This is a genomic window from Bacillus sp. ISL-78 (genome assembly GCF_018613455.1).
GTDB lineage: Bacteria > Bacillota > Bacilli > Bacillales > DSM-1321 > Peribacillus > Peribacillus frigoritolerans.
In genome coordinates this window covers 587,015-613,806 of the sequence record NZ_JAGGQC010000003.1, presented here as the reverse complement: position 1 = coordinate 613,806, position 26,792 = coordinate 587,015, and the positions used below count along the sequence as shown (strand labels likewise).

22 protein-coding genes, 1 tRNA gene and 1 riboswitch are annotated in these 26,792 nt (G+C 39.1%); of the genes, 19 read left to right on the top strand and 4 right to left on the bottom strand.

The features are described from left to right. Nucleotides 1-2: 2 nt before the first annotated feature. Nucleotides 3-203 carry a DUF3311 domain-containing protein gene (locus J7I96_RS05370; protein ID WP_053533885.1) on the top strand — a complete coding sequence of 67 codons (201 nt, stop codon included), beginning with the start codon at nucleotides 3-5 and terminating at the stop codon, nucleotides 201-203. Then, the gene (locus J7I96_RS05365) at nucleotides 200-1,699 is read left to right on the top strand and encodes a sodium:solute symporter family protein (protein WP_214925376.1); all 1,500 of its coding nucleotides are present in this window, start codon (nucleotides 200-202) and stop codon (nucleotides 1,697-1,699) included. The genes J7I96_RS05370 and J7I96_RS05365 overlap by 4 nt, the downstream gene beginning before the upstream one ends. A 285-nt stretch (nucleotides 1,700-1,984) precedes the next feature. On the opposite strand, the gene J7I96_RS28350 is transcribed toward J7I96_RS05365, so the two are convergent. Beyond that, nucleotides 1,985-2,113 (bottom strand): hypothetical protein, encoded by a 129-nt coding sequence (locus J7I96_RS28350; protein ID WP_285292087.1) that lies wholly within the window; start codon nucleotides 2,111-2,113, stop codon nucleotides 1,985-1,987. A 1,407-nt stretch (nucleotides 2,114-3,520) separates the two neighbouring features. On the opposite strand from J7I96_RS28350, the gene J7I96_RS05360 reads away from it, so the two are divergent. The 3 genes from J7I96_RS05360 (at nucleotide 3,521) to J7I96_RS05350 (ending at nucleotide 10,054) form a co-directional block, all read left to right on the top strand. Next, nucleotides 3,521-4,549 carry a hypothetical protein gene (locus J7I96_RS05360; protein WP_214773987.1) on the top strand — a complete coding sequence of 343 codons (1,029 nt, stop codon included), beginning with the start codon at nucleotides 3,521-3,523 and terminating at the stop codon, nucleotides 4,547-4,549. A gap of 126 nt (nucleotides 4,550-4,675) precedes the next feature. Further along, the gene (locus J7I96_RS05355) at nucleotides 4,676-8,779 is read left to right on the top strand and encodes a non-ribosomal peptide synthetase (RefSeq protein WP_214925379.1); all 4,104 of its coding nucleotides are present in this window, start codon (nucleotides 4,676-4,678) and stop codon (nucleotides 8,777-8,779) included. Between the two features lie 24 nt (nucleotides 8,780-8,803). Then, complete coding sequence (locus tag J7I96_RS05350) at nucleotides 8,804-10,054, top strand: MFS transporter (protein WP_214925382.1); 1,251 nt, start codon at nucleotides 8,804-8,806, stop codon at nucleotides 10,052-10,054. 411 nt (nucleotides 10,055-10,465) lie between these two features. Here J7I96_RS05350 and J7I96_RS05345 read toward each other — a convergent pair whose 3' ends face one another. Continuing rightward, entirely contained in the window at nucleotides 10,466-11,212 is a 747-nt protein-coding gene (locus tag J7I96_RS05345; RefSeq protein WP_214925387.1) for a 4'-phosphopantetheinyl transferase family protein, read from the bottom strand. Nucleotides 11,213-11,295: 83 nt separating this feature from the next. After that, the gene (locus tag J7I96_RS05340; RefSeq protein WP_251029090.1) at nucleotides 11,296-12,618 is read right to left on the bottom strand and encodes an alpha/beta hydrolase family protein; all 1,323 of its coding nucleotides are present in this window, start codon (nucleotides 12,616-12,618) and stop codon (nucleotides 11,296-11,298) included. A 145-nt stretch (nucleotides 12,619-12,763) separates the two neighbouring features. Here J7I96_RS05340 and J7I96_RS05335 point away from each other — a divergent pair, with 145 nt between their 5' ends. The 6 genes from J7I96_RS05335 (at nucleotide 12,764) to J7I96_RS05315 (ending at nucleotide 17,188) form a co-directional block, all read left to right on the top strand. Beyond that, entirely contained in the window at nucleotides 12,764-12,910 is a 147-nt protein-coding gene (locus J7I96_RS05335) for a hypothetical protein (RefSeq protein ID WP_214925390.1), read from the top strand. A 31-nt stretch (nucleotides 12,911-12,941) separates the two neighbouring features. Continuing rightward, nucleotides 12,942-13,107, top strand: a riboswitch (M-box (ykoK) riboswitch). 267 nt (nucleotides 13,108-13,374) lie between these two features. Then, entirely contained in the window at nucleotides 13,375-14,718 is a 1,344-nt protein-coding gene (gene mgtE, locus J7I96_RS05330) for a magnesium transporter (protein ID WP_214925393.1), read from the top strand. 325 nt (nucleotides 14,719-15,043) lie between these two features. Continuing rightward, nucleotides 15,044-16,072, top strand: a complete 1,029-nt coding sequence (locus J7I96_RS05325) for an NADP-dependent oxidoreductase (RefSeq protein WP_214925395.1) — start codon at nucleotides 15,044-15,046, stop codon at nucleotides 16,070-16,072. 157 nt (nucleotides 16,073-16,229) lie between these two features. Continuing rightward, nucleotides 16,230-16,364: a hypothetical protein gene (locus J7I96_RS28345; protein WP_285292086.1), complete on the top strand. Its 135-nt coding sequence runs from the start codon at nucleotides 16,230-16,232 to the stop codon at nucleotides 16,362-16,364. 145 nt (nucleotides 16,365-16,509) lie between these two features. Continuing rightward, on the top strand, nucleotides 16,510-16,923 hold the full coding sequence (locus tag J7I96_RS05320; protein WP_214925397.1) for a YbjN domain-containing protein: 414 nt from the start codon (nucleotides 16,510-16,512) through the stop codon (nucleotides 16,921-16,923). Nucleotides 16,924-17,114: 191 nt separating this feature from the next. Next, nucleotides 17,115-17,188 (top strand) — tRNA-Gly (locus tag J7I96_RS05315). Between the two features lie 1,157 nt (nucleotides 17,189-18,345). Here the strand turns inward: J7I96_RS05315 and J7I96_RS05310 are convergent. Beyond that, nucleotides 18,346-19,014: a B3/B4 domain-containing protein gene (locus J7I96_RS05310; RefSeq protein ID WP_214774005.1), complete on the bottom strand. Its 669-nt coding sequence runs from the start codon at nucleotides 19,012-19,014 to the stop codon at nucleotides 18,346-18,348. Between the two features lie 105 nt (nucleotides 19,015-19,119). On the opposite strand from J7I96_RS05310, the gene queG reads away from it, so the two are divergent. From queG to J7I96_RS05270, 8 genes are all read left to right on the top strand, one after another. After that, complete coding sequence (queG, locus tag J7I96_RS05305; protein WP_214925400.1) at nucleotides 19,120-20,259, top strand: tRNA epoxyqueuosine(34) reductase QueG; 1,140 nt, start codon at nucleotides 19,120-19,122, stop codon at nucleotides 20,257-20,259. Nucleotides 20,260-20,456: 197 nt separating this feature from the next. After that, on the top strand, nucleotides 20,457-21,314 hold the full coding sequence (locus J7I96_RS05300) for an amidase domain-containing protein (protein ID WP_214925406.1): 858 nt from the start codon (nucleotides 20,457-20,459) through the stop codon (nucleotides 21,312-21,314). A gap of 67 nt (nucleotides 21,315-21,381) precedes the next feature. Then, nucleotides 21,382-21,870, top strand: a complete 489-nt coding sequence (trmL, locus tag J7I96_RS05295) for a tRNA (uridine(34)/cytosine(34)/5-carboxymethylaminomethyluridine(34)-2'-O)-methyltransferase TrmL (RefSeq protein ID WP_048689880.1) — start codon at nucleotides 21,382-21,384, stop codon at nucleotides 21,868-21,870. Between the two features lie 76 nt (nucleotides 21,871-21,946). Next, nucleotides 21,947-22,696, top strand: a complete 750-nt coding sequence (nfsA, locus tag J7I96_RS05290; protein WP_214925409.1) for an oxygen-insensitive NADPH nitroreductase — start codon at nucleotides 21,947-21,949, stop codon at nucleotides 22,694-22,696. 281 nt (nucleotides 22,697-22,977) lie between these two features. After that, nucleotides 22,978-23,826, top strand: coding sequence for an ABC transporter ATP-binding protein (locus tag J7I96_RS05285; protein WP_214925411.1), 849 nt, complete (start codon nucleotides 22,978-22,980; stop codon nucleotides 23,824-23,826). Then, nucleotides 23,777-24,697, top strand: coding sequence for an iron-hydroxamate ABC transporter substrate-binding protein (locus tag J7I96_RS05280; RefSeq protein WP_214925417.1), 921 nt, complete (start codon nucleotides 23,777-23,779; stop codon nucleotides 24,695-24,697). Before J7I96_RS05285 ends, J7I96_RS05280 begins: the two co-directional genes overlap by 50 nt. A 67-nt stretch (nucleotides 24,698-24,764) precedes the next feature. Further along, nucleotides 24,765-25,775 (top strand): FecCD family ABC transporter permease, encoded by a 1,011-nt coding sequence (locus J7I96_RS05275; RefSeq protein WP_053533900.1) that lies wholly within the window; start codon nucleotides 24,765-24,767, stop codon nucleotides 25,773-25,775. Continuing rightward, complete coding sequence (locus J7I96_RS05270; RefSeq protein WP_048689868.1) at nucleotides 25,772-26,779, top strand: FecCD family ABC transporter permease; 1,008 nt, start codon at nucleotides 25,772-25,774, stop codon at nucleotides 26,777-26,779. Before J7I96_RS05275 ends, J7I96_RS05270 begins: the two co-directional genes overlap by 4 nt. Nucleotides 26,780-26,792: the final 13 nt, after the last annotated feature.

Genomic DNA, 26,792 nt, shown 5'->3' with positions numbered 1-26,792 from the left:
GAATGAAAAAAATATATTGGCTCGGAATTATCCCGTTTCTTGGTTTTATCGTAGGCGCCTTGTTTACAAATAAAGTGACTCCCTATGTTCTGGGAATGCCATTTTTTCATTTTTGGATAGTACTCTGGTCTGTGCTGACCACAGGTATAATGTGGGTTATTTATCTACTGGATCCTGCTAATCAGAAGGGAGATTCAAGATGAATATTGCCGTTCTTTTCATCCTGTTTTTTTTCGTCATTTCCGTTTTGATCGGTATCCAGGCTAAAAAAGGGAAAGAAATGAACTTGGAACAATGGTCGGTTGGAGGCCGCGGAATGGGAGCCCTTTTGATTTTCCTTTTATCCGCAGGTGAAATGTATACCACCTTCACCTTTTTAGGTGCAAGTGGATCGGCTTATGGGGAAGGTGGTTCCATCTTTAGTATCGTCACATATGGCTGCCTGGCCACGGTCATCTCCTATTGGACATTTCCAGCAATCTGGAGGTATGCAAAGAAGCACCAATTAGTTTCCCAATCTGATTTTTTTGTGAAAAAATATCAAAGTCCATATCTTGGAGTACTTGTTGCGGTTATAGGTGTCATAGCTTGTACTTGCTACTTGGTCCTGCAATTGAAGGGATTAGGATATATTGTGTTTGCAACATCATATGGGGCAATCTCTTCTACAGCTGCCATTTGGGTCGGAGCAATAGGTGTTACCATTTTTGTAATGGTTTCCGGTATTCATGGCTCAGCCAGGACAGCTATTTTGAAGGATATTCTGATTCTGGGCATCATCGTATTTCTAGGGGTTTATTTCCCCATGCATTATTATGGCGGGCTCCAGCCTATGTATGAGGCCATTGAACAGGCAAAGCCGAACTTTACCATACTCCCAGATCAAGGAATGGGCGTATCGTGGTATATATCGACCGTTGTGTTAAGCTCTATTGGATTTTATATGTGGCCGCACGGGTTTTCTCCTATTTATGCTGCCTCTAGCGAGAAAGCCTTAAGAAAAAATGCAATCCTAATGCCATTGTACCAATTGATTTTACTGTTTGCCTTTTTTGTTGGATTCGCCGCTATCTTACAGATGCCTGAATTAAAAGGCGGCGATGCCGATCAAATCTTGCTGCAGCTTTCTAAACGGGAGTTTGATCCATGGTTTGTGGGCTTAATTGGTGGAACTGGAGTTTTAGCCGCTTTAGTGCCATGTTCCATGCTGTTGATGTCTATATCAACGTTGCTTTCGAAAAATATATATAGCGTATTCACTCCATCAGCAACGGAAAAACAGATTGCAAAACTGGTAAAATACATGGTTCCGCTTATTTCTCTTTTTGGAATATACTTGACCTTTCAGGGGGGAAATACCCTCTTTAGTCTCGCGTTAATCGCCTATAATTTCATCACACAACTTGCTCCTGCCTTTTTCGCCAGTTTGATGAGAAATAATTTTGTAACAAAACATGGAGCATTTGCCGGGATTATAACAGGAGGAGTGCTAGTTTCCATCATGGAACTGGGGAATATAAAAATTGGTCAACTGTTTCCCTATCTTCCTCAAGCAATAAAAGACCTGAATGTAGGTATTATCGCCCTATTTGTTAACATTGTTGTCTTAGTGGTGGTCAGTTTGATGACAAAAAACTTTACTTATACTCATCAAGATACTGACGATTTGGAGACATCAACACTAGAGCAGAAGATCTAATGCAAAAAGAATAAAATAGCTAACTCAACATAATTTCCCACATTCAAATCCGGTTTAAATATGTAAAACGAATTCCTTTCAATTAAAACTTTCCTGGGGTCAGTTTTGCAGCACTCCATTTACAGTTTGGAACGCTTGGGCTTTTTGGAATCAAAGTTGGTCCAGTGTACACAGGATAATTCAATGATCGCTAGAAGGGGACCTTTGAGAATTGTTCTATTTAACAATGAAGAGTGCCTGCAATTGAAACAAACCGGTCTGAATATGACCGGTTTGTTTCATTAGTTACTCTGATTTAGAGCTCTGATCTTTATTTCTTTTATTTCCTTTGCTGTTGTCCCCACTAATAGGGGTTTGTCCGTGTAATTGCGGCGAATTTTGGTTACGGCTGCCTTTATTGAATTTTTTTGTCATGTCTCACATCTCCTTTCTTTTTTCAAATACAGTTTGTCCTTTTTTGGAGAACTTATGTTTCTCACTTGAAAGGAACAACTTTGTAATATTTTTCATTCACGGCTAGTGAGGTAGCTCAGTAGGGAGGATAGTAGAATAATCATTACCTATTGAAAAAAGCTCAGCCCTATGGAGTTACAGAGGACTGAGTTAATGTCTTAAAACGCTTGTCGGGCATCCAGTTTATCAATCTGGAACCGTAGGGGAATTGCCATTTCGCCTTTGAGGGATCTTGCCCAGACAAGGCGTACAAATTGGCTGTTATGACGGTTGAAAGTGCTAATTATGAAGATAAAATAATCGTAAGGGAATGTTCGAAAACTTGAGGATCTTTTAACATAGTTCATTCAAGAGGTTTTAATTACATATTTTTTACTTTATTTTTAAAAAGCTTGCGGTAGTAGTTTGTAGCTCTGAAAAAAAGAACAGTATATACAGATAACTGATTTCAAGGAAACATGTGGCATTCTTTTTTAAAGCATGCATGAGTGATCTTTCCTTTCTTATTGTAATTTCATCAATTATACTAATGGATTTATACAAAATCTTCCTCTTTGTTAGATTACCTGCCATTGTTTTTCTGAATGTACGATTTTATTGAAAAAGATCGTTCACCATGGCCAACTGAAGCCATGTATACGAAGGAGGGCTATTTTAAGTGGACAATATTTTCAATAATTGTCTCAATAGAATATATTTCACGTGCTATTTTGTTAAGGGGATCAAGCTTTAACCTAAGGAGGATATGTACTTAGGTGATTACTTTTATCCACTCAAAATTACAGTCCATAAGTTCCTGTTCCATTTACGTTGATCAAACCAGGTAGAAAGTCGCAACGTTGCTTTTCTGTTCTCGGGTTTTAGGATCATTACTCGATCAGGTCAATAGAGGAATGCTGTACTCTTCATTACTCTACAATATTCAAAAAATGTAGAAAAATTCGATTCCCGGTTGATTTAGATGACCTGAATTAATGACATATACGCTAAGCATTTTCTTGTATTTCTCAAGATTTACCTGTTATCAACCAGGCAGTCCATCACCATAAATCAGGTTATAAAACACCGAAATCCTCCTTTTGATCTCGTGTAACACTGCCATGCCAGGTGATCAGAAAATGACGAAACATGACATTGCCATATTAGAAATAAAAGCCCTAATGTGAGTGGTAATGAGCAAGAAGTTTTATTTTTTTAAGATTCATTGAATTCTGAAAACTATCGTGTTAAAATTTGGTAGCACCAGCAATCATATACGTATTTACATATTAATAGGGCCCTATTATTCAGAAGATTGCTAGATTTTTTACATCTAGACTTTAGTGATTTACTGCGTAAAAATAAAATCAATAGATTGGAGCTAAGTTAATGGGTGTAGATACTAATGCAAGTACGAAGAATAAATTAAAAGTTGATTATGTGTTTACAGATGCAGAGAATCAACTTCTTACAAATAAATTTTTGGAGTTAAAATGTAATCCTTATGAAGATTACACTTCCTTTCGTTCAGAAATCGAAAACATTGTCGAAAACGATGTTGAAATAAAAGATATTGTGGAAAAAATAAAAGCTGCCGGCAATAGGATTTGGAAGGAAGAACCTTACTTATACCTACAAAACTGCCCTATAGATAAAGATGTTCCTATTTTTGACCATGAATCACCAGTTCAATCAAAAAGAGAGCTTAAAAAAACATATGTTGGGGAAGGCTTTCTTCAATTCTATGCTCAAGTCATGGAAATGCCAGCTATTGGATATATAAATGTAAATGATGGCGATGTCTTTCAAGATATCTATCCTATGAAATCTTTATCAGAAACACAATCACAAAAAGCACTGGTGGCTTTAGGATTCCATAAAGATTTAGCAAATCATTTCGTTCGGCCTGATTTTGTGAACATGTTATCAATGAGGGCTTATGAAGGAAATCAAATCTTTACAACATTCGTCAAAAATATTGATTTAATTCAGAAACTAGATCCTTCTGATTTAAATTTGATGCGTCAAGAACTCTTCTATACACCTTTTGATGATTTATCGACATATGGTAATCGTACTGAACTAGGGCGTGCAAAAAACCACGCCATCCTATTGAATGAAGAAGAATTTGATATTGCATATTTTGAAAATCGGACAGTGGGTCTTACAGAAGAAGCCCAGGGAGTTGTAGATAAAATAAAAGTTTTACTACATGAATTAAAGGCTCCGCACCTACTAAAAGCGGGTGAATTCATTTCCTTGTCAAACAATCATTCTATTCATGGTAAGGATGTTGAAGAAATCACGGATGTGGAAAAGCAAAGGACTCGTTGGATAATGAAAACCGTTAATTTGTGGAGTTTAGAAGAACATAAAGAGCACTATGTAGAGGGTACGGATTGCATTGTAAACGGATAAATAATAATTCTGTCGGGAGTTAGCTCCCGACAGGTTTGTTTCCTCTAATAGCTTTGAATTTTATAATACATACTAAGTTGCCCAAAGGAGGACAGCGTTATTGATTTTCCAATACGCTAAATTATTATGAATAATAGCTTTCTTCAAAATGCTTTTGAACTTATGGTAACTATATATCCCAATAATATTGCAATAAAAGATAAAGATAAGGTTATAACATATAAGGAATTGGATAGTTGGGCAAATGCTCTCGCCCATTTGCTTGTAAAGAAGGGCATTAACGAAGGAGACCGGGTCGCCATTGCAGCAGAAAGATCCATTTCATCAATAGCTGCCATGCTAGCAACGCTAAAAGCGGGTGCTGCTTACGTGCCACTTGACCCTTCTTATCCATTAGACAGACTGAGGTATTGTATTGAAAAAGCAGAAGTCAATGTATTAATGACTGACGGTTCCGTTCCGGATTTAGCCTTTAATCGGAATTCCATAGATTTAAGAGAGCATTCTAAAATTAGGGCTGAAGATCCTCCAATGGTTCTGATTAATAATGAAACACCTGCCTATATCATTTTCACATCTGGCTCTACAGGACGACCAAAAGGTGTAGTTATTCCGCATCGTGCCATTGTCAATCATATGCAATGGATGCAAAAAGAATTTTCTTGGACTGAAGATGATGTATTTTTACAAAAAACTGCATCGGGATTCGATGCTTCTGTTTGGGAGATATTTGCACCACTATCATCTGGTGGTACTATGGTTATCGGTTCATCCAACCCATTTGATATTGCGACTGATATCAAAAGGCATAAAGTAACAGTTGTACAGTTTGTACCAACTGTACTTAAATTATTGTCGGAACAGGGATCATTATCCAATTTCACATCCTTGCGCCTTTTGTTTTGCGGTGGTGAGTCATTGCAAACATCGTTAGTTAATAAAATCCAAAAGAATTTACCAATACCGATTATAAATCTATATGGCCCTACTGAAGCAGCTATTGATACTACTTATAGAGTTTGTTTGCCGGGTGAAAATCATCTTTTTAGAGAAATCGATTTGGGACAGCCAATCGATAATGCTTCAGTACATGTTGTGGATGAAGAGTTGAATTTATTAGGTACTGGTTGCGAAGGGGAACTACTGATTTCCGGCGAGGGTCTAGCTTTGGGTTATTTTGGTCTTCCCGATGCCACAAAAGAAAAGTTTGTTATATGTCCTTCTACAGGTCAATTGTCTTACCTCTCTGGAGATCTTGTTTATATTAGAGAAGATGGTCATTACGAATTTCGAGGACGTAAAGATTTACAAATAAAGTTAAGAGGACTTCGAATTGAACTTGGTGAAATTGAAGAAACCATACGAGAATTATCTTTCGTTAAAGACATAGTTGTAGAGGTTCGTGAAGAAGTCGAAGAACAATGGCTTGTAGCTTATATACGTTGTGATACAAAGTCTTGGGATGAGATTGGGTTGAGAAGCTATATTGAAAAACGTTTGCCTTCCTATATGATTCCTAATTTTTTTGTCCAGATGGATAGTTTCCCTTATTTAGAGAATGGGAAAATGAATCGACGGGAATTATCTTTAATACCTTTTAGAAGTAATAATGTTTTTGGCGGAATTCATGATAAATGGGAGCAAGTCATTGCGAATATTTGGGAAGAAGTCTTAGGAGAAAAAGTTCATTCTGCTACAACTGCATTTGCCTCAGCAGGAGGGCATTCTTTACTGGCAATTCGACTCGCAAACCTCCTTTCCGCTGAGTTTCAAATATCGTTAACACATGGATTTGTATTCTTGTATCCAACAATTCGAAAACAAGCAGAATATCTGAAAAAGAATATTTCAAAGAATGGCAAGAAAACTGTAGAACCTAAGAAATTGGAAAAGGTAAACCAAAAATTTGATGCCAATCTTGAAGCTCCATTATCGTTGGGACAACAAGGTATACTATTCTTTGAACAAGAAAAGGAAGCATCTCAATATCATATAGCGTTTCTGTTAAACTTTGAAAAAGGTAAAACTACAAAAATTAAAAAAGCAATTTCCTATTTACGAAGAAGACATCCGATTTTATCATCACGAATTATATTAACTAACAATGGTGAATATATACAGAAATATGATAGTACGCTGAATTCCGAAATAAGTGAACGTTCAGTTAAGGAAGCAGGTTTAAGAGAAGTAATTCAAACTGAAGCAGAAAGGAAGTTTGAATTAAATAAGGGTGGATTTCGCGCCTCATTATTTAGTACTGACAAGGCGGAATATTTATTATTAACTTTCCATCATCTAATAGTTGATGGTTGGTCATCTCAGTTATTTGTGGATGAGTTGCATGAACTTATTGAAACCGATCTTGTGGAAAATACGGAAATGAATGCTGCATTCTTCCAATTTGCACATCATCAAAACTCAATGGACTTTAGTGGGGGTCTTGAATTTTGGAAGGAGTATCTAGAACAGATTCCAAATCAATCAAGATTCTCAACAAGTATGATGAAGGGGAGTACCCAAACAATAAATGGTAATCATATAAAGTTTTCGCTGCCAAAAGAACTGGAGCAAAAGATACTTTCTTTTTGTCAGAATACATCAATTACAGAATTCTCCATTCATCTAGCAATGGCAGCTTATGTCCTTGCCAGAATGAGTGGACAACGGGATATTTGCATGGGGGTACCAGTAGCAAATAGAACCTACGAACAGGATTTTGAAGCAATTGGGAATTATGTTAATGTAGTTCCGTTTAGAATTAACTTTACTGAGGATGCTACATTAAAAAGTATTTCCGAAAAGATTGCACAGGATTATGCCGAGATAATAAAGTACGAGCATATTCCCATTGAAAAAATTATTCCTGCTGTTCTGAAGAGTAGAAATAGTGACTATCGGCCACTATTTCAAGTTATGTTTGTATATAATAGATTTTTGAAAAAACAACCCTATACTCAATTTAAAATGGAATCGGTTTTAAGTGATACTTCCAAATGCGATCTTAGTTTCATCATAGAACATGATGGAGAGAATTCAACATTCACAATAGAATACTGTAACGATTTGTTTACGGATCATGTAATCTCGGAAGTGAAGCAAGAATGGATCTCTCAAATGCAAAGAATAGCTGATGAAACCACTAAATTTGAAATCCAGGAAAATAGTATGGAAGCCACAACATTGAAAAATGACAAGAACTATCATGCGGATAAAGAAACAATAATGAAAGTTCAAAACATATGGAAGGATATCTTCAGAAACTCAGACGACAATTTAAATAGTAACTTTTTTGAAATAGGTGGCCATTCGTTATTAGCCATGAGATTTATTGCTCTACTAAATAAGAAATTCGAGCTAACTTTGCCAGTATCTATTGTATTTGATTATCCCACTGTACAAGGAATAGCTCATGTTATAACAAACTCCATTAAACCTAATGGCGTAGTACATGTCTCACCAGCTGAGAACCGTCAAAAAATATGGTTTATTCACCCCGCTGGCGGAGCACTTTGGTGTTATAAAGAAATGGCTGCGGAATTAAATGAAATGTTTGACGTCTGGGGAATTGAAAGTGCGGAGATTCCTGAAAGTGATAAATATGAAGATGATTTATTAAATATGGCTAAACGATATGCTTCTTATATTCTATCTGTTCAACCTGAAGGGCCTTATTATATTACGGGCTATTCGTTCGGTGGTAATGTGGCTTATGAAATAGCTCGTTCCTTTGAGGCTGAAGGAAGAGACGTTGGTTTATTAACATTATTAGACTGTCATTTCAGTAAAGCACGTGATTTCGACAAAATGGAGTTTGTAAAATCATATGCATTAAAGTTTACGAATGGAGCTAATGATAAGTTTGATCCGGATGAGTTAACCCTCATGGACAAAGGAGAACTATTGGAATTCCTCTTGAATTTAGGAAAAGATGGCGGTCATCTCCATATGGACGCAGAAGTTGAGGATGTTAAGAGCGGCTTGGGAATTTGGGAAGCAAATAATGTCGCTATTCATCGTTACAATATATCAGGAGCTTTTTACGGAAAAGTTCTGTTTATACGAGCTGAAGAAAATGAGCATGATACCACTGTAGGTTGGGAAAATTACTTGGCTGGGGAACTAACAGTGCGTTCAGTTCCAGCTCAACATTTTACGATCTATAAATCTCCAAATGCTGAAAATGTTGCTAAGATTATTATGGAACAAGTTGCATCTATAAGGTATGTATAAATTTAAGGAAAAAGGGTTTATAGTATGAAAAAAAATCATATGCGTTGGAGATTTTTTGCTGAGGGTATTCAAAACACTTTATTTTATATGCTATTTCCATTTATTGTTTTATATTTAAACGATGCCTGGAACCCTTACCTAGCATCTTTTGCTTTAGCCATAATTTCAGTATTGGGTGTAATATCAGGTATTTGGGGTGGGATCTTTGCAGATAGGATAGGAAGAAAACCTATGATGATATCTTCAAGTATAGGTTTTCTGGTTGCGACTATATTATTTATCATTGGAAGAATAGCTGGAAGCAATATAATGGTATTTGGCAGCTTCGGTTTAATGAGTATAGCTTATTCTTCATATATACCTGCAGGAAGAGCTTATATATCTGATTGGCTCGATGAAAAGGAACAAAAAAAAGCATATGTATTCACCTACCAGATATTTAATGTTGCGGTGACGCTTGGTCCACTTATAGGAAGTTTTATATTTGATTCCATGCCTATTTGGTTTATCGGAACATCCTTGGTATCTGTACTGACTTTAGTATATATATCACTATGGAAAACTCCGGAATTTCAGGTTGATAGAAAATTAGGTAATGAAGAAAGAATGAATGCAAATGGTAAGTTTACAAAAGCAGTAGTGCTTATAGGAAAAGATAAACGTCTTTTACTTTTTGTTGTTGCCAGTGTATTTGCAGCTCAAGCTTTCATGCAGTTAGAAATATTGCTTCCGTCAACTTTACTAGATCGATTATCTGAAAGTACATCAATATTCGGTTTTACAATTAATGCTTCTCAAAACTATGCTTCTTTGTTAATGACAAATGGGATTTTGGTAATTATTTTAGGCAGCATGGCGGCTAGGCTTTCTTCAAAGTATAGCACCCGTTTTGGGTTTGTAGGTTCCAGTATTTTGTATGCTTTCTCCATGGTTATCTTTGGTTTTTCTCAAAACTATATAGGTTTTTTTATAGGAGTCTTAATCCTTACAGTAGCTGAATTACTTGTTGTTAGTACACAGGATTCTTACATTGCTGGCATTGCGCCTGCTAACCAAAAAGCACAGTACTTTGCTGCGGCAAATATACGCTATTCAATAAGTCGAATATTTGCTCCACAGTTACTAGCATTTGTACCATTAATTCGGCATGAGGGAGCTTTTCTGGTCGCTGCTTTTTCTTCCTTAATAAGCGCTTTCCTATTTTTCATGCTCTTTCAAAAAAGTATATTAGCTTATAATTCAAAAGTTGGACAGAGTATATCGGAGAAAATATAAAAAAAGGCAGAAATATTCTGCCTTCGGAATGTAGACAAACTCGATGAAATTCGAGTTTGTCTACATTTTTTTTCGGTCTGTACATTTTGGACATTGATTTCCACTCCAGGCACTCGCTTTTCCCGCAGGCGTCTCGCACCTTACGTTCCACTCAACATTGTTTTACCATTTAGATAGAATTTCCTAAAGTCTTCATTTTTTTAAATAGAATGAATAAAGCTTGAGGTAAAGACGATGCTTTATTAATATGATTCCATTCAGCGAGGCGTAAACAATTGAAGAAGTTGAAAACAAATAGGACTTACCATTTGTTCTTAGGCAATGGTTTCCATGATAGTGTGCCTCATTTCTCAGCTTCAGGGAAAATCATGAACGACACTTTAAAACTTCTATATAGTAATATAAAGTTATTTAAAGTGTTTTCAACTCATTCATTAAACTATTCAATTCTATAATATCGATATTATCAGGGAATTCGAAATGATTTTCATTTCCGTTATTAGCACAAACACTTATGGGATACCCAGATCCAAGATGATACAACTTAAAACGATAGTCAGACGTATTTCCAATTTTTAAACCTAGTGATTTTATTTTTGAAAATTCCTCAGTTGGTATTTCTAAACTATAACGATTCCTTCTATTCAAGATTGAAAAAGTATTTGGGGGAACCAAAAAACCTGAACCTATACATTTTAACCAGCTTTCCTTCAGCGTCCACATTTTAAAGAAAATTTCGATTTGATTAGCTTTGGGTGATTTAATTAAATACATTAGTTCGTCACTGCTAAAAGTACTGTTGGCAATTTCATAGATGTTGAAATCTTTGACCTCTTCTATATCAACGCCTATGGAATCATTATGAATGCCAACAACAACCCAATCACCTGAATGGGAAATATTAAAGTGAATTCTTCCTCCTGCTAGATGGGGTTTCCCATTTTCACCTAAGACAAATTGGATATTTTGAAATGGATCTTTTAAACTGTCACTTATGAACCACTTAGCTAATAGCTCCCCAAATAAAGAACGGTATTTATCCTCTATCTTTTGTAATTTGTGTATGCTCAATTGTCTTTGTCGAGGACATAAATTGAGCATTTCTTCATAAGTGTTTTCATTCAAATCTTTTGGTAATTTTAAAGCGATAATCTTCAATTTTGATCTCCTTATTTACCTTAATATTGTAGGCACCAAGAATCATTTGAGTGATCTTTGCAAACCCGGGGGAGAAACAATTCTCAATTTCTGGTGATGTCATTTTTGTTTAAAAATTCAATGATTCCACTCACCAATCCAGAGGATAATGGCAGTTCAGGATTTGTATAGGTTGCTAAATTTCCTGCTCGATCTGCAGGGGCTTCTTTCAATACATGATTCATCTTTTCGATTATAAGTAATTCTGAATCGCCTTTTTCCTCATGTAACGCTTTTGCATTAGTTGCCGGCACTTGAATGTCTCTATTGCCGTTGACGATCAGAACAGGGATATTCAGTTCCTTTACTGATTCTAGCGGGTTATATTGAATCCAAGAAATCATGTAAGGCTGAACAGAGGGGCGGAATACACTTTGCAGATCAGCACTGACAGTCTCGACTTGTTTTCCTTGTTTTAGCTTTGCCAGTATATCTTTGGATTCCGTTAATAACGCCGGTGTAAGCTGCTCTTCAAGCTGTTTGATTAGAACTTGGTCAATAGGTTCGCCTGCACCCGCCAATGAAATGAATATGTCCGTTTCTGTTTTCTTTGCGGCTGCCATTCCAATTAACGAGCCTTCGCTATGGCCGATGATGCCGACTTTGGAAAAACGGCCATCCTTTTTGGCAAATTGGACCCAGGCAGCTGCATCATCAATATACTGTTCAAATCTCAGGTCCTCTTCTTTTCCTGCCAATTGCATATTTTCACCAATTCCGCGCTTATCATACCTGATGCTTGCAATCCCTTTTTCAGCAAGACTTTCGGCTAACATTTTCAAACTATTATTTTTTCCGGGATTTGCAATGGTGTTACCATCTTTATCGGTCGGCCCGGAACCCGCAATTATAATCATCACAGGAAAAGGCCCTTCATGTTTTGGTGTTTCTAAAAGGCCTTTAATGGTTCCGTTCTTTAAGTCGGCCTGCACGATTTCACCTGATTCTTTTTCTTCAACTGCCTGATCGGATTTCTTGAGCAATTCAAAGGGGAAGGCTTGCCCTTTTTGAACAAATGTTCCTGAAATCTTATCCTGATTTACTTTCCCATCAAACGTAATTTGCTGATTTTGGATTTTCATATCAAAAAACAAGTCTGATTCACTTAACCTTACACTTGTTAAGGGGAACTCGTTCAACCCTTGTACAGGAATACTTATCGTTCCATCCTTCTTCGTAAAATGAACAATGATTGGAAGCGGGTGATTTGGGATCTTAATATTCCCTTCCCATCTGCCTTCAATAGCATTCAATGAGCTCACTTCCTTCGATTTCTCCTCCACCTGTACATCGTCCTTGGTTCTGCAACCTGCCATTAAGAAAGCAGCACTTACGATAATACATATAATCCACAAAATTTTTTTCATTTGAGCCAGTTCCTTTCTTGAAATAATTAGACTCAGTCATTGGATATCCGTTTTCATTATAAGTAAGTTTCCATATAAAATTCCAATATTTTCCCTTGTAGTCGCATTATTTCTCCGTTGTATCCTTTTAAATAGGGTGGAAATCGTGGCTGTTAAGAGGGAATTCTTAAAAAATATCGAAGGGACATTCAATCACCATTTTAATCCGGGCGCAAAAGTTGGTGTTGTTTCCATTAAAGGTAGGGAAATCAGGTCGAAATTAGAATTATTTGAATTAAACATTGACATCTAAAAGAAACTCTTTTAGAGTGAATGTGTAAATTAAATATCCTCGTTAGGTGAGGCTCCTGTGTAGGAGATACGCTACTGCCCAAAAATGTCGAAAGACGCCAATGGGTCAACAGAAACCATCGACATAAGGTGGTTTTTAATGTAGCTGGCTTTGTCCTATGCCACACAGTGCTAAAGCTCTACGAATGGAGGAACTGGATTTATGCTTGTATTTGTCATTCAATCATATACGGCTGTTTGTATTTGTCAACCAGACAATGTACGCATATATACCTATTTAACACCTTCATTTGTAATGGAGGTGTTTTTATTTTTTTCCTGGAGGTGAGGGATTTGGACAACTATTCACGACGACTTTTTCGTGAATGGAAACAAGATTTTGGAAGGGGAATAATAATATTTTTTTTACTCTTAATATATAAGGGAAATATTTTTTGGCTCCCCTAAAAAGGAGTGAGAGACAAGATGGAAAATCAAATGACTTTACAAATCATAAAGGCATTAAAAGAAGGAAAAAAGAAAGAATTTCAAGCGATATTGGAAGAACTCCAACCATATGACATTGCGCGAATTTTTGAAGGGCTCCCAGAAAAACACCATACACGCTTCTTGTTGTTACTCGATTCAGAACAAATCGCTGAACTGATTCAAGAAGTTGAGAAGGCCCATCAATTAAAAATTCTTAGTAAATTGGGAATAGAGAAATCCGGCCATGTAATGGACTTAATGGATAATGATGATCTAGCTTCATTGTTAGAGGACCTATCCCCTGGAAAAATCGAAGAACTCCTTTCTGGCATGAAACAAGAAGAATCAAAAATCGTTCAAAATATCATGAATTATCCCCCTGAAACGGCAGGGCGAATCATGACAAACCGTTTTGTATGGATCCCCCAACATTATTCGGTGCGTGAATCAGTTGAAAAACTGAAAATCTTTGCGGAGTTTTCGGAAACGATCAACTATCTTTATGTAATAGATAATGATAAAAAATTAGTAGGTGTTGTCTCGTATCGGGATTTAATAATAAATGATGAATCTGAAAAAATTCAAGATATTATGTACAGCCGAGTTATCTCCGTATCTGCATATGAAGACCAAGAAGAGGTAGCTCGTGTTATTGAGCGATATGATTTTTTAGCAATTCCAGTAGTGGAAAAAAATAATGAGTTAGTAGGAATTGTAACCGTCGATGATATTATTGATGTTGTCATTAAGGAAGCGAATGAAGATATTGAAAAATTATCGGCATCCGGTAAAGCTATAGACTTTGACACGAAGGCGCATGTGGCCGCATATCGTCGGCTGCCCTGGCTTATATTACTTTTATTCATCGGATTAGTGTCTGGAACCATTATAAGCGGTTTTGAAGAAACCTTGTCCAAAGTTGTTGCACTGGCCTTCTTTATGCCGATGATCGCAGGGATGACTGGAAATACAGGTACTCAATCTTTAGCTGTTGTTGTAAGAGGCCTAATCACTAGTGATACGGATAAAGGAGTCGTGACCAGACTCATTATACGGGAACTGAAAGTTGGCTTGATAATAGGCATCACCTGCGGAATATTAATTTCCATCATAGCTTATGTTTGGCAGGGAAATCCCGTTCTGGGATTAGTGGTTGGAAGTTCATTGGTGATGACCCTGATTATCGGGACTTTAGCTGGAACCATTATTCCTTTGATATTATATAAATTCAACATCGATCCCGCAGTTGCTTCTGGTCCGCTAATTACAACACTGAATGATATACTCTCGTTACTAATTTACTTTGGAATTGCTACGATGTTCATTTCAAAATTGATGTAGAATATTCACGAATCAGTTCATTAAACTGGTTAATATGAAGAAGGGGCAGGAGCCCTGCCAAGCAGACAATAAAAATAGAGTATTTAAGCTGCGGCCTTTTCCCGGTATTCAATCGGGGAAAGGCCGTTAAATTTTTCTGGAGAGCGAACAGTTTATCGAAATGAAAACATTGGACATAATAGGTTATAGCAAGTTTGAGGTTTTCAGGAAAGGCTACATAAATAGTGTTATGGAAGCAATAGCCAATCATATTTTTTGACCTATGAACTTCATCAGTGATACGCTTCTTTTCGAAATTACGTATTCAAACGAAGGAGGAACAATGATGACACAAACCAAACAACAAATAATCACCCTGGCAAATCGCCCGAAAGGTATGCCTTCGAAAGGAGATTTTAACTTTGTTGAGAGTGAAGTTCCTACACCGAAGGATAATGAGATCTTAGTACGTACATTATATTTATCTGTCGATCCATACATGCGTGGCAGAATGCAAGATACCAAATCATATATAGCTCCATTTGAATTGAATAAGGTCATCACGGGCGGCGTTGTTGCTGAAGTTGTTGAGTCGAAATCGAATTCGTTCAAACAAGGGGATGTCGTTGTTGGGAATATCGACTGGGCGGAATACACAGTTGTCACTGAAAAGGATATCCGTGTGATTGATCCCAAGGTGGCTCCGGTCACAACTCATTTAGGGATTCTTGGAATGACAGGTCTAACTGCTTATTTTGGTTTGCTCGATATTGGTAGACCTCAAGAAGGTGAAACGGTAGTCGTTTCAGGAGCGGCTGGAGCGGTTGGTTCAGTAGTCGGACAAATTGCTAAGATTAAAGGTGCGAAGGTTGTTGGCATCGCTGGTTCGGATGAAAAAATTGAGTACTTAACGAAAGAGCTCGGGTTTGATGGAGCCGTAAATTATAAAAGTGATAGTTTTGCGACAGATTTAGCCAATGCTGTTCCTGATGGAGTCGATGTTTATTTCGATAATGTGGGCGGCGAGGTGTCCGATGCTGTTTTTACACTTTTGAATGCAAATGCCCGAATTCCATTATGCGGGGCGATTTCCTCATATAACGCGGAAGGAAAAGATCTAGGACCGCGTCTGCAATCGGCAATGATCAAAACAAGTGCACTAATGAAAGGTTTCACAGTTGGAAATTATGCCTCTAGATTCCAGGAGGGAGCTACGGAATTAGGTAAGTGGCTTCAAGAAGGAAAGCTGAAGTATGAAGAAACGATTATTGAAGGGTTCGAAAACACACCGGATGCATTTTTAGGTCTGTTTAAAGGAACGAACCTCGGAAAACAGCTTGTAAAAGTTGCGGAACCCGAATTCGCTCAACTATAAGTTTTATGGAAATAAAGCTGAGGAAGGTTTTCGTTGTGATTTTTAAGCAGCTTATAACAAAAGCGGCCTTTTTTCGATATTGAATCGGGAAAAAGCCGTTTCTTTTCAATTAAAATATATTAGTGGTATCTCTCTTAAACCATTTGAAGGATAAACCATGGCGATAGCGGCAGATAAAGGTCGACCACTTACGAATAAAGAAGTTCCTGAAATGGAAGGATACTCAAAAATCCGCCAGGGAATTTTGGACCTGCAAGTAGCGCTTCAATTTTGCGGAGAAGCAACCTGCTAATCAATCTAGGAAGGGAGTTCATACTTGACTCCCTTCCTTTATGTCGCCCCTGTTAATAGGAGGAAATTGGCAGGCTGTTAGAAAAGTCTGTAAAAATACTGGTTTTCATTATAAAATGGACTTATAAACAGAAAGGTGATGAACCATGTCAAACGTTGCTAAATTTCGTGATTTTTTAACTAGTGAGAAAATCTATATGAATGAGTTGAATGAAGATGGCACCACCTTTTTTAGAGCCGAGCAAAAGTTAAAGGACGGGTGGAAGGTCCTTTTAGTATTTGCTTTCAATCAAGATGAAAATGTGGCGGACTTATTTTGCTTTAATGTCGCCGAGTTGAAGAATCCTGAAAAGAAACAGGATGTACATTCACTGTTGAATGAATTTAATGCTAATTTCAGGTATTCCAAGCTGTATGAAGAAAATGGGACCATTTCCATTCGTTATTCATACTCCATTGAGGGGGATATCGTACCGGATTTGGCGTTCAGGAAGTTAATCATGCTGCTTGAAACGGCACAGCAGGTTTATCCGCGTTTAATGGAAGTCATTTGGTCTTAAATCATCATATAGGATGAAAAAAGTTCTCTGAATCAGAGGACTTTTTAACATACTTACTAGAGTGAATGAATATATTAACGTTACAATACGCTAATTATTAATTTTTTTTAAAAGAACTATTGCATTTTTTCACATTAAACTATATAATTAATTTTGTTGATTGGTAATTCGACAAACTTCTACAAGAATATGCGGGTGTAGTTTAGTGGTAAAACCTCAGCCTTCCAAGCTGATGATGAGGGTTCGATTCCCTTCACCCGCTCCAATACATACTCATAACGTAGGGTTTCGTTACCTGGAGAACGAAGCTTTGCGTTTAAATATTATAACAAGAATTCTACTGTTTACAGTGGGATTTTTTTTATTGTCCAAATTGCCTGCATTTCATAGAAGCGGTAACACAGTATGTCATACCCAAAAAATTTTTGATTATCCTTCATCTGGGAGTGTGGGGATTTAAATGCAGCATGAACTTAGTCAATATGATTAACTACGTTAGTAGAATCCGTTTGAATAAGTTTGTGCTTTTTTTGTTAATGGGGAAGAGAAAGGCGTGCCAGGCTTATGTAGCATCGATGGTTATCAATCGAAAGGCAAAAAGTAACCATTGTAAACCGGCTAGCCGGGACCCCGGAGACGTTTGCTTTGATGAGGCTTCGCAGACAGTCGGAGGGAAGGTAATGAATTTCTGGGGTAAAACGGAAAGTGTTTTTGAGGGTTAGCAAATCTGATCGTTGATTTCCACTACAGGCACTCGCTTTCCGCGGGCGGTCCGGGAGCCTCCTTGGCTCTCGCCTTCGGTGTCTCCCTTGGCCACGCTTTTCCCGCAGGAGTCTCGTACCTTACGTTCCAATCAACTGGAACGTTCTTTTAAATAAAAACCGCAGGCTAGACTCATCCCGAACAAAGTTTAAGACGAAGTAATCCTTGAGGTTTTTTACATTAATCCTTAAAGGATGGAAGAAATTTGCGACACTCCTGCCGAGGAACTGGCTAGCCGGGACCCCGGAAACGTTTGCTTTGATGAGGCTTCGCAGACAGTCGGTGCAAAGGGAGCGGGTTTCTGGAATCGACTGGAATGAAATATTAAGAAAAAACCGTAGGCTATCCCGAACCAAGTTTAAGACGAAGTAATCCTTGAGGTTTTTTACATTAATCCTTAAAGGATGGAAGAAATTTGCGACACTCTTGCCGAGTAACTGGCTAGCCGAGACCCTGGAGACGTTTACGTCGAGGAGGCTTGGCAGACAGTCGGCGGAAAGGGAGCGGGTTTCTGGAATCGACTGAAATGAAATTTAAGAACCTTTTTCAGGGTATCGATCGGTTGAATAAAAGGATACTAGCGGACTGGTTTTATAAGTGGAACAATAATGAAAAGACCCCTTCCGATTGTGGAAAGGGTTTATTTCCGTTCAATTTTAATTATCCTTCTATAATCGAGTAAGTTCCTTCACCACCGTGGATTTCAAGAAACATGTCCATCAAGGATTTCGTTAGCTGATTTGCTTCCGTGGTTGAAGTATTGGGTTGTAAATAAATGATTTGGATGGCTTTTTTCGTTTCTTCAGTGACTTTGGTGCGTTCTGAATCAACGTAAGGACTTCCGAATGCGCCAGCATGATCGGCTGAGGTAATCATATTTTCCATGGAATTGAAGCGGCCGTTCAAACCGTCATACCCATCTGACCCCTCGCCAATCTTAATCGAGATGTCTCCTGTTAATTTTCCAGCATCATAAATGCCGATCGGAACTTCATATAACAGCGAGAAGAAGTTATTCAAATCGATGGCCGAATGGATGGGTGTCAAGTAATTCTGTTTTTTTACGCGGCGGTAAAGGGCTTCCACGGAGGGACGATACCGTGACGGGTTTGTTCCTGTAGCCTTGAAAATTTCCCGCCACACTTTAATGCCGGAAAAGTCGGTCAATTCCTTTTCTTCAAGGTCGAAGAAAAGAGCTTCCTGAAATAGTTGAAGTCTTCCCTTCACCATTTGCGGGGAGGGACCGACTTCGATGTTTTCATATGTAATGACCCCGACTTTGAATTCAGGGATTTTACTGCTAATATTAGCTGATACGGTAATTTCCAACCGTTTCACCTCCAAAAATGATTGCAATTAGTTTATCATAGAAAGCAATGGTTTGAAATGGATTCAAGCTTCAATGGGAATACTGAATGAACGTAGGTGATTAATATGGATATGAACTCATTCAAGCAAGAAGTGATTTTATATAGTAAGGAAATCGGCATCGATAAAATCGGCTTTACATCGGCTACGGCTTTCACCGAACTGAAAGGTCGGCTGATACGTCAACAGGAACTGGATTACCAGTCAGGGTTTGAAGAAGCCGATATAGAAAAAAGGGTAAGGCCTGAATTGATATTCGATAAACCGCAATCCATCATTTCGATTGCTCTTGCTTATCCTTCGAAATTGAAGGATGCTCCGCAAAGTACAAAAAGTGAACGCCGCGGGATCTTTTGCCGGGCGTCTTGGGGGACGGATTATCATACCGTTCTCCGTAATAAATTGCAGTTACTTGAGAATTTCATTAAAGATAAAGTGCCAGGGGCAATGATGAAATCCATGGTTGATACGGGTGAGTTATCAGATAGGGCAGTGGCTGAGCGTGCAGGTATTGGCTGGAGTGCAAAAAACAGTATGATCATCACACCGGAATTCGGGTCTTATGTATACTTGGGAGATATGATAACCAACCTGCCATTTGAACCGGATCAACCGATGGAAGATCAATGCGGGACATGCAATAAATGTGTCGATGTTTGCCCGACTGGAGCACTCGTTCAGGGCGGGCAGCTAAATTCCAAGCGTTGCATTGCGTTCTTGACACAGACAAAAGGATTCCTTCCGGATGAGTTCAGGACGAAAATAGGAAATCGTTTGTATGGATGTGATACATGCCAGACCGTTTGTCCGAAAAACAAAGGAATGGATTTTCATTTTCATGAGGAGATGGAACCCGATCCCGAGCTGGCGAAACCGCTGTTAAAACCCCTGCTTACAATTTCAAATCGGGACTTCAAAGAGACATACGGCCATGTATCTGGCTCTTGGCGCGGTAAAAAACCAATCCAACGAAATGCCATTTTAGCATTGGCCCATTTCAAAGATGAAACGGCATTGCCTCTATTGATACAGGTCATGAAGAATGATCCGCGACCCGTCATCAGGGGGACGGCGGCCTGGGCAGTTGGGAAAATTGGCCGGGAGCAGGCTGTTTCCGCATTGGAAGAAGCACGAACGAAGGAAAAGGATGAAGAGGTATTGGCGGAAATTGAGAAAGGACTGCAGTTTACCTTGGAAACAAAATAACATTTAAAATGCAGCTGCCTCGTAAATATAACGGGGCGGCTTTTTTGCTTAAGATATTTCGGAAGCTTCAAGGAAAATCTTTATAAAAAGTTTCATTATGGTTAAGGATTGAAAACTCCCATATCTATGAAGTTGTGTTTTTGTCCATGCCCTCGTACATACACATTAGCATAGATGGTAAGAAGGAGGGCATGAACTTGAGGGAACAATTGCAACGCCTTTTACAAGAAAGAGTGGAGTTTTATACTTCAGATGATCTGGAACGGGGTGAAAGGAAGTTACATTTGAAGAAGAAAATGATGAGGAACCGCGCTGCCGAAATTGTTCGGGTGAATGCGGCAGGCAAGATACATTCGAAGAGAAAGGAAGACCGGGATACAGTCCTGACCTATCATGTCCATCTGCAATATTTATTGAAACAGGAAGATTCATTTTATATAGAAGAAGAAATGGAAGAAAGAGAGGCACGGTTTCGAAATGGGTATATAGTGGATGAAAATGAGTTGATTCCCAGCTTTGAAACCGAAGAGGCACTGCCAAAATGTGATCCAGGCGCAGATCGTCTCGCATATAGGTATGATCGAATGAAGGCCGTTCAATATGCCGAGCGTTGGTGGAATGAATTCAATCCGGCTTATTATAAATTCACCGATGATTGTACGAATTACATTTCACAATGTTTACATGCAGGAGGAATACCGATGTGGGGGGCGCCAAATAAAAATAAGGGCTGGTGGATAAGGGGGAAAAGCTGGAGTTATACATGGACGACAGCCCATTCTTTATATCATCTGCTTAAAGCCGGGAATGCCATCAGGACAAAGCAGGTGGAGTCGGCCAAGGAATTGAATTTGGGCGATATCCTCTGCATAGATTTCGAAGGGGACGGACGGTTTGACCATAACTTGATTGTAACGGCGAAGGATCAGGACGGGATGCCGCTTGTGAATGCACATACGATGAACAGCCGTCACCGATATTGGACGTATGAGGATTCAACCAGATATACACCGAACATCGTTTATAAATTCTTTGTGATTTTGGATGGAGGGTGATAGGTTTTTAGTCTCTTTTGTTTAATGCTATAATTAAGGTGAAGTTCAAACTAGAGGTGAAAATGAAGTGTCAATACATGTAGTTTTATATCAACCACAGATTCCAGCAAATACAGGAAATATCGCAAGAACATGTGCAGGGACGGATACGTCTTTACATCTCATTCGCCCGCTCGGTTTCTCGACGGATGACAAACAGCTCAAACGGGCCGGGCTCGATTACTGGGAGAATGTAAAGATCCATTATTATGATTCGTTAGAAGAGTTTTTTGAAAGAAATGCCGGAGGTGAATTTTATTACTTGACGAAATTCGGGGAGCAGCCGCATTCCAGCTTCGATTACAGTGATCAAGACAGTGAGATATTCTTCATTTTTGGCCGTGAAACGACGGGTCTCCCGAAAGATCTGATCCAAGAAAATATGGATCGGTGCCTGCGGATTCCAATGACGGATAAAGTCCGTTCCCTTAATCTGTCGAACACGGCAGCCATCTTGGTTTATGAAGCACTTAGACAGCAAAATTACCGTGAATTGGATTTGAAAACAAAAGGTTGAGTTTCATCAATACTGTCATCGGGGGCATTTCAGCCCCGATGATGAATACTTTACATATTCTTTAGGGGTGGGAGCATTGAATAACATTATTGAGAAGATTTTAGATCACCGTTCCATTCGTTCCTTTGAGGACAAGTTATTGTCTGGGGAGCAAATCAATACGATTGTGGAATGTGCCCAAGCTGCATCTACTTCAAGTTATATTCAAGCATATTCAATCATAGGGGTAACCGACCCGGAAAAGAAAGCCAAGCTTGCCGAACTTGCCGGACCACAGTCATATGTAGAGAAGAATGGACATCTATTCCTCTTTTGCGCCGATTTATATCGTCAGGATATGGTTTCCGAAATGGAAAACACGGACCTGTCCGAATCGATTGAAAGTACCGAGAAATTCATGGTTGCCTGTATTGACGCGGCTCTAGCGGCCCAAAATGCAGCATTGGCGGCAGAATCGATGGATCTAGGCATTTGCTATATAGGCGGGATCCGCAATAATCTCCCGGAAGTGTCAGCGATTTTGAATATACCGCATCGTGTTATACCATTATTTGCTCTAGCGGTCGGATATCCGAAAAACCGTTCGGATAAAAAGCCGCGTTTGCCGTTGTCCAACATTTATCATGAAAATGGATATCAGGAGGATAAGCAAGAGTTCATCGGACAACTTGAAGAGTATAATGAAACGATTTCCAGTTATTATGAGCTTCGGACTAAAGGTAAACGAAAAGACACCTGGACCGGGCAAATGGCAGGAATGCTTGGAAAGAAAAGCAGGCTGTACATGAAGGATTATGTTGAGAAGCAAGGATTTAAGAAACATTGATTAATGAATACGGCCTATTAGGAATATTCTTGCCAAAGTGCTGAGTATGAGCCAAACAGTAAAGATCCCGGGAACGTCTCCGGGATCTTTATTGTTTTCATTGTCAGTCGGTAATACGGACCGGCCCCAAAAATCCTGTCAGAAATTCTTCTTATATGACCATGAAATTACCATTGACAATATATTTAGATAGAATTATAGTAATTAAGTAGTGGATAATGATAATCATTTTCATTTGAGTTTTTACTTACCTATTTTTTTCAGTAAATGGAGGTTAAAAAATGGTTCGCCTATATACAGAGAATTTGAATATTGGTTATGGTGAACGTTTAATTGTAAAAGATCTCAGTGTGGAAATTCCAGATAAAAAAATCACAACGATCATCGGTTCAAATGGATGTGGGAAATCGACACTTTTGAAAGCGATCACCAGAATTATTCCAAATCAATCAGGTACGGTTGTTTTAGATGGGGTTAATATCTCAAAAGAAAGCACTAAGATCCTCGCCAGAAAAATGGCCATACTTCCTCAGACACCCGAGAGTGCAAGCGGTTTGACGGTTGGGGAGCTCGTATCATATGGGCGCTTTCCCTATCAAAAAGGTTTTGGGCGCCTGACCCAGAAAGACTATGATGTGATTGATTGGGCACTTGAAGTGACCGGCACGAAAGACTTCAAGTTCCGTCCCGTGGATGCTCTTTCAGGAGGTCAGCGCCAGCGTGTTTGGATTGCGATGGCCCTTGCCCAGGAAACGGAAATCATCTTCCTTGATGAGCCGACCACCTATTTGGATATGGCGCATCAGCTGGAGGTTCTGGAATTATTACAGAGGCTGAATGTAGAACAGGGACGTACAATTGTCATGGTTCTTCATGATTTGAACCAAGCTGCTCGCTTCGCCGACTATATTATTGCCTTAAAGGACGGGGAAATAGTCAAAGCAGGTGATTGTGAAGAAGTCATCACTCATGAAGTTCTTAAGGAAGTATTCCATATTGATGCGGTAATCGGACGAGATCAACGAACGAATAAACCAATGTGCAGCACATACAACTTACTAAAAGGAGATTTGACAACAAATGAAAAAGATAATGTTTCCATTTATACTGCTGTTAGTGTTAATTATTAGCGCTTGTGGTAACGAGTCAGCCGAAAAAGAAAAAAGCTCCGCTTCCAAAAAGGAAAAATCAGGTACCATCACCTATCAATCTGAAAATGGTCCTGTTGAAGTTCCGGCTGATCCTCAGCGTGTTTTAGTACTATCATCTTTCGCAGGTAACGTAATGGCTTTGGATGTTAATCTTGTAGGGGTTGATTCCTGGTCTAAAATGAACCCGAATTTTAAAGAGTTAAAAGATGTGGAAGAAGTGACGGACGAAAACCTGGAAAAGATCATCGAGTTGAACCCGGATTTAATCATTGGTTTATCCACGATTAAAAATGTCGATAAATTAAAGGAAATTGCTCCAACCGTAACATATACATACGGAAAAGTTGACTATTTAACACAACATGTAGAAATCGGTAAACTTTTGAATAAAGAAAAAGAAGCTCAAGCATGGGTGGATGATTTCAAACAACGGGCAAAAACAACTGGTGATGAAATTAAAGCCAAAATTGGAGAAGATGCTACCGTTTCCGTTTTCGAAAAGTTTGACAAACAGTTCTATGTATACGGTGATAATTGGGGACGTGGAACGGAAATCCTTTATCAAGAAATGAAATTGGGTATGCCTGAAAAGGTAAAAGAAGTGGCGCTGAAAGATGGTTACTTTGCCTTATCATTAGAAGTCCTTAAAGACTATGCAGGTGATTATGTGATTTTGAGCAATAACAAAGATCAGGACAATTCATTCCAACAAACTGACACGTTTAAAAACATACCTGCCGTTAAAAACAATAAACTGTATGAAGCTGATGCAAAAAAATTCTTCTTCAATGATCCAATCACATTAGATTACCAATTAGACTTCTTTTCCAAAAGTTTTCTAGGAAAATAATACAGCGAGGGAGAGGGATTCCAATTCCTCTCCTTTTATTCTATAAAAAAAGAAATGAGAGAGACAGATGACTAATGAAAATCAACGTTTCATCCCATTTATAAGTAAACTGATCATAGCGATCGTCGCCTTTATAGGCATGTTCATTATTTCAATGGCATTTGGTGCGGCTGATGTTACCGTTAAAGACGTCTGGCAAGCACTGACATCAAATGCTGTCGGTGAAAAGATTTCAATCATTCGGGAAATCCGCTTCCCTCGTGAAGTGGGGGCAATCTTTGTGGGTGCAGCCCTTGCCGTTTCTGGGGCCATAATGCAGGGAATGACCAGAAATCCACTTGCCGATCCCGGATTGCTTGGATTGACGGCAGGAGCCAATGCAGGTCTCGCCATCACTTTGGCATTCATTCCAAATGCTAATAATCTAGGGATCATGATTGCGTGTTTTATAGGTTCCGCTGTCGGGGCAACCATGGTTTTCGGAATCGGTGCGATGAAAAAGGGAGGATTTTCACCTTTGCGGATCGTATTGGCTGGTGCTGCAGTCTCTGCATTCCTATTTGCCGTTTCGCAAGGGGTCGGCATATATTTCAAGGTATCAAAAGATGTATCGATGTGGACAGCTGGCGGGAATATCGGAACTTCATGGGAGCAGCTTCGTGTAATCGTTCCGTTCATTTTAATGGGCATCCTCATCTCCCTTATCTTTTCCAGACAGCTCACCATACTTAGCTTAAGTGAAGAAGTGGCAGTAGGTTTAGGGCAAAAGACAACACAGATAAAGGCGGTTCTCTTCGTGGTCATCATACTCCTGGCAGGGGCTGCCGTTGCGCTTGTCGGAAATATGGTGTTCATCGGGTTAATGGTCCCACATATCGTTCGGGCTATCGTGGGTACGGATTATCGATTCATCCTCCCTATGTCTGCGATTTTGGGAGCCACTTTCATGCTGCTTGCCGATACGATCGGCCGTACGATCAATTCTCCATATGAAACACCTGTGGTAGCGGTTGTTGCGATGATAGGTTTACCTTTCTTCCTCCTAATCGTGCGTAAAGGAGGTAAAGCATTTTCATGATCCAGTCAGCTTTAGTCAAAAAACAGCGTTGGATAATAGGTGCATTGAGTGCACTCATCATCATTACGATCATTATAGGGACGTGCTCGGGCTATTCCAATCTTTCTATAGGACGACTGTTTCCAACGCTCTTCGGGCAAGGGACGTTCAAAGAGGAATTCATATTATTTTCCGTCCGCTTACCGCGTATCATCATCACCCTTTTAGCTGGCATGGCCCTTGCACTGTCGGGAGCCATACTACAAGGGATCACACGTAATGATTTAGCCGATCCCGGAATCATCGGGATCAACTCAGGAGCAGGTGTTGCCATTGCCGCATTCTTTCTGTTTTTCCCGCTTGACGCTGGTTCTTTTGTTTATATGGTTCCGCTTGTTGGTTTTATCGGAGCGTTACTGACGGCCTGTTTAATATACATCCTCTCATACAAGAGGAAGAGTGGACTTGAACCCGTCCGGTTAGTGCTGATTGGCGTAGGTTTTTCAATGGCGCTTTCAGGCCTGATGATTGTCCTCATTTCGTCAGCGGAACGAGCTAAGGTCGATTTCATCGCAAAATGGTTGGCAGGAAATATATGGGGCACGGATTGGCCTTTCATTTGGGCAATCATTCCATGGTTAATCATCCTCATTCCATTCACTTTATATAAAGCAAATCGTTTGAATCTGCTTGGTTTAAGTGAACCGGTCGCAATTGGGGTCGGTGTATCGATTGAAAAGGAGCGGATCGTACTGCTGATCACGGCTGTAGCATTGGCAGCGGCTGCCGTTTCTGTTACAGGCGGAATTGCATTCATTGGACTTATGTCCCCGCATATAGCAAAATCCTTGGTAGGACCTCGAAATCAACTATTCATTCCGGTTGCCATTTTAATCGGTGGATGGCTATTGCTGCTTGCCGATACGATCGGCCGTAATATAATTGAACCCGAGGGGATTCCTGCAGGTATCATGGTTGCATTGATCGGTGCTCCTTATTTCATGTATTTATTGTTGAAAAAATAAGAACTGGCCAAAA